The 4,055-nt window shown below is 72.6% G+C and carries 4 protein-coding genes; 3 read left to right on the top strand and 1 reads right to left on the bottom strand.

Annotated elements, in window-relative coordinates:
- Positions 1–166: 166 nt before the first annotated feature.
- On the bottom strand, positions 167–1,279 hold the full coding sequence (locus ACJMNC_RS17400; RefSeq protein ID WP_408949217.1) for a CaiB/BaiF CoA transferase family protein: 1,113 nt from the start codon (positions 1,277–1,279) through the stop codon (positions 167–169).
- A gap of 183 nt (positions 1,280–1,462) precedes the next feature.
- Here ACJMNC_RS17400 and mftE point away from each other — a divergent pair, with 183 nt between their 5' ends.
- From mftE to ACJMNC_RS17415, 3 genes are all read left to right on the top strand, one after another.
- Entirely contained in the window at positions 1,463–2,194 is a 732-nt protein-coding gene (mftE, locus tag ACJMNC_RS17405) for a mycofactocin biosynthesis peptidyl-dipeptidase MftE (RefSeq protein ID WP_408949218.1), read from the top strand.
- Positions 2,191–3,609 (top strand): mycofactocin biosynthesis glycosyltransferase MftF, encoded by a 1,419-nt coding sequence (mftF, locus tag ACJMNC_RS17410; protein ID WP_408949219.1) that lies wholly within the window; start codon positions 2,191–2,193, stop codon positions 3,607–3,609. The genes mftE and mftF overlap by 4 nt, the downstream gene beginning before the upstream one ends.
- A 7-nt stretch (positions 3,610–3,616) precedes the next feature.
- The coding region (locus ACJMNC_RS17415) for an FAD-dependent oxidoreductase (protein ID WP_408949220.1) at positions 3,617–4,055 on the top strand (439 nt) is incomplete at its 3' end.

The raw sequence follows: 4,055 nt of genomic DNA on the forward strand, positions 1-4,055 counted from the left end.
GCCGCGGCGAGTGCGCCCGGCCCCGTGCGACGTAGACGCCCAGTCGTGTAGTCCCGGGCCGTGACAGCCGGTCGGGACAGTGCCGGGCCCTGATGTGCTGACCCGCAGATGCAGCGTGCCCCGGCCCGCGTGAGCGGCGCCGGGGCACGGTGCGTACCGGGTCGGGTCAGTCCTGCCAGACGGTGGCCGGATCGGTGGCCTCGCGGGCCGGGCCGGTGGGCGTGGCCGGCGTCGCGCGGGCGAAGCGCGGCGCCACCTGCGCCTGGGTGACGCCGTCGATCTCCACCAGGGTGCCGCGCGCGGCCAGGTGCGGATCCTCCGTGGCCTCAACGAAGTTCAGGATCGGTGAGGTGCAGGCGTCGGTGCCCTCGAAGATCGCTGCCCACTCGTCGCGGTCCTTGGTCTTGAAGGTCTCGGCGAAGATCGCCTTGAGCTCATCCCAGCGCGAGCCGTCGAGCTGGTCGGGCAGGTCGGCGTCGGCCAGGCCGAGGCCCTTGAGTAGTTCGGCGTAGAACTGCGGCTCGATGGCGCCGACCGCCATCCACTTGCCGTCCTTGGTCTCGTACACCTCGTAGAACGGGGCGCCGGTGTCGAGCAGGTTCACGCCGCGCTTGTCCTGCCACAGGCCGGTGCCGCGGAACGACCACATCATCTGGCCGAGCGCCGAGGCGCCGTCGACCATCGCCGCGTCGATCACCTCGCCCTTGCCCGAGGTCTGGCGCTCCACCAGTGCGGCCAGGATGCCCATCACCAGGAACATCGATCCGCCGCCGAAGTCGCCGACCAGATTCAGTGGGGGAGTGGGCTTCTCGTCGGTCCGTCCGATGGCGTGCAGCATGCCGGTGAGCGAGATGTAGTTCATGTCGTGGCCGGCCAGTTCGGCGCGCGGGCCGGTCTGGCCCCAGCCGGTCATCCGGCCGTACACCAGCGCCGGATTGACCTTGGCCAGATCCTCCGGGCCGAAGCCGAGTCGCTCCATGACGCCCGGACGGAAGCCCTCGATCACCACATCGGCCTTGGCGATCAGGTTGAGGATGGTCTCCCGGTCGGCCGGGTTCTTCAGGTTGGCCTCGATCACCCGGCGCCCGCGCAGCAGCGCGTCGGCGTTGCGTCCCTCCTGCGGGAGGTCGCCCGGGCGCTGGACGCGGAGCACGTCGGCGCCCAGATCGGCCAGCAGCATGGCCGCATGGGGGCCGGGGCCGATGCCGGCGAATTCGATCACGCGGACGGCGGCGAGGGGGCCGCTGCGGCCCGACGGGGTACGAGTCTGGGAAGTCATGCAGATTACCTCCGGATGCAACTGTGTGGCCTATCACCTAAGGGTTCAGTTCAGCATTGCATAGGCGAAGACGGGGCCACTCAAGTGGTGTCTGATTCTCCAGAGGTACCCGGTCGGCCGATTCCTCCGGCGAATTGGCGTCAACGGTTCACCGCGGCCCGGTCCGTCGGTAAAGTCGGCGCAATGAAGTCGGTACCGGAGTGTGATGAGGTGCCGGAGCTGTCCCGGGCGGTATGGCCGGACCTGGTGGATCGGGAGGTCTCGTTGGTGGTGCCCGTGGGTGCGATCGAACAGCACGGCCCGCATCTGCCCGTGGACACCGACGTCCGGATCAGCGAGACGGTGGCACGCCGTGCCCTGCGCGCCCTGTCCGGCCCGCACCCGTTCCTGCTGGCGCCCGCACTGCCCTACGGGGCCTCCGGTGAGCACGAGGGTTTCCCGGGGACGGTCTCCCTCGGCACCGAGGCGCTGACGACGGTGCTCATCGAATACGGGCGCAGCGCGTGCCGGTGGGCCGGCCGGATCGTCTTCGTCAACGGCCACGGCGGCAACGGACCGGCACTGCTCGCAGCGGTGCGGCGGCTGCGCTACGAGGGCCGGGACGCCGCCTGGTTCCCGTGCGTCTTCCCCGATGCCGACGCCCACGCCGGGCGCACCGAAACCGCTGCGCTGCTGGCCATCTCGCCCAGCGACGTCCGCGCCGACCGGGCCGAGGCGGGCGAGCTCCGGCCGATCGCCGAACTGCTCGATGTGCTGCGCGCCGACGGAGTGGCCGGGGTGAGCCCCAACGGGGTGCTCGGTGATCCGGCCGGCGCCGACGCGGCCACCGGTGAGACGGAACTGGCCGCGGTGGCCGCCGGGCTGGGCCGTGCGCTCACCGACTGGCGGCCGGACGAGAACGGGCGGCTGCGATGACCGGCACCGTGCCGCAGGTGCCCGCCAACACCGCGCTGCCCGACGGCTTCCAGGTGCAGATCGACCGCCAGTGCGTGGCCGGCGGGGACCTGCGCTATCTGGTCGGCGGCTCGCCCATGCGGATCCTCAAGCTCTCCCGCGAAGCGCTCGGCATGACCTCTTACGACGGCCGGATCGCGGTGGTCGACGACCGTACGCGCTCACTGGCCCGCACCCTGCTCGACGCCGGCATCGGCCTGCCCCGTCCGATGAGCGGCCCCACCCCCGATCAGGTGACCGTGGTGGTCCCGGTCCGCGACGACCAGGACGGCATCGACCGGCTGCTGCCGGCCCTGCACGGACTCTCGGTGATCGTGGTGGACGACGGCTCAGCCGAACCCATCCGCGTCACCGGCGACAACGCCCGGGTATTGCGGATGCCGTGCAACCTCGGCCCGGCCGCCGCCCGCAACGCCGGCGCCGAGGCCGCCGAGACCGAGTACGTGGCCTTCCTCGACGCCGACACCATGCCCGTCGGGGAGTGGCTCACCATGCTCCTCGGCCACTTCTCGGATCCGACGGTGGCCATCGTGGCGCCGCGCATCGTGGGCCGCCAGCGGGTGTCCGGCTGTTCGCCGGTGGCCCGTTACGCCAACGCCTGCTCGTCCCTGGACATGGGGCCTGATGAGGCCGCGGTGGCGCCGGGAAGCCCGCTGGCCTACGTGCCCAGCGCGGCGATGGTGGTGCGGCGCAGCGCGTTCGCCGGATTCGACGAGAGCCTGCGGGTGGCCGAGGACGTGGACCTGTGCTGGCGCACGCACCGGCTGGGCTGGCGGGTGTACTACGACCCGGTGGCGATGGTCCGCCACGAGCACCGTGAACAGCTCGGCAGCATGCTGGGCCGACGCCGGTTCTACGGCACCGGTGCGGCGCAGCTCGCGAGCCGCCACGGCGAGGCCGCCGCGCCGGTGATGTCCACCTCGATGGTGGCGGCGACGGTGATCGCCCTGCTCACCCGCACCCGGATCGGGGCCGCGGTGGCCGCGGTGCTCGCCGTGGTGATGGGGCTGCGGCTGCGGGCCAAGTTCTCCGACGTGCCCGGTGCCGACCTGCTCGCGGCCCGCACCACCGTCCGCGCGGTGGGCTACGGACTGGCCCAGGCCGCGGCGGCGATGCTGCGGCACTACTGGCCGATCAGCGTGCTGCTGGCACTGGTATGGCCCAAGTTCCGCCGGCTGGTGGTGGAACTGGCGCTGGCCGAAGGGCTCTACATGTGGGCCCGGCGGCAGGTGTCCCAGGACCGCAGCCCGGCGATGGGACCGCTCGACTTCCTGGTGCTCTACCGCCTCGACGATCTCGCCTACGGCACCGGCCTCTGGCAGGGGGCGCTGCACTCCCGGTCGGCCGGAGCGCTGCGCCCGGTCCTGAAACGCTGAGTGCGCCGTGCCCGCCGCCGTGCCCGCCTCCGCCGATGTGGTGATCGTCGGTGCCGGGACCGCCGGCTGCGTGCTGGCGCACCGGCTGGCCCAGCGCGGCGACCGGAGCATTCTGCTGCTGGAGCAGGGGCCGGCAGAACTGCCCGACGACCACACCGCGCCGCTGAGCCGGCTGCCGATCGGGCCGGGGAGCCGGCGGTCGAGACCCGTTCCCGAACGCCGCGGGCGCCCGGTGGTCCGGGGGATCGGCGCCGGCGGCAGCGCGGCGATCAACGGCGGCTACTTCCTGCGCCCGCACGTCACCGACCTGGTCGACTGGCCCGGGCCGTGGCCGGTGTTCGCCGCGGCCGCCTACGACGCGGTGGACGGCGGCGACGACGGCGGCGGCCTGCTGCACGTCTCGGCGCCGTCGGACGAGGAGCTCGGCGACCTGCCGCGGGCCTTTG

Origin of the sequence: Gordonia sp. VNK21 (assembly GCF_046098115.1) — a bacterium.
Taxonomy (GTDB): Bacteria; Actinomycetota; Actinomycetes; order Mycobacteriales; family Mycobacteriaceae; genus Gordonia.

What these genes read in the sequence shown, in the direction of transcription:
- mftE (WP_408949218.1), top strand. Translation starts at nt 1,463, where the DNA reads ATGAAGTCGGTACCGGAGTGTGATGAGGTGCCGGAGCTGTCCCGGGCG.
- mftF (WP_408949219.1), top strand. Translation starts at nt 2,191, where the DNA reads ATGACCGGCACCGTGCCGCAGGTGCCCGCCAACACCGCGCTGCCCGAC.
- ACJMNC_RS17400 (WP_408949217.1), bottom strand. Translation starts at nt 1,279, where the DNA reads ATGACTTCCCAGACTCGTACCCCGTCGGGCCGCAGCGGCCCCCTCGCC.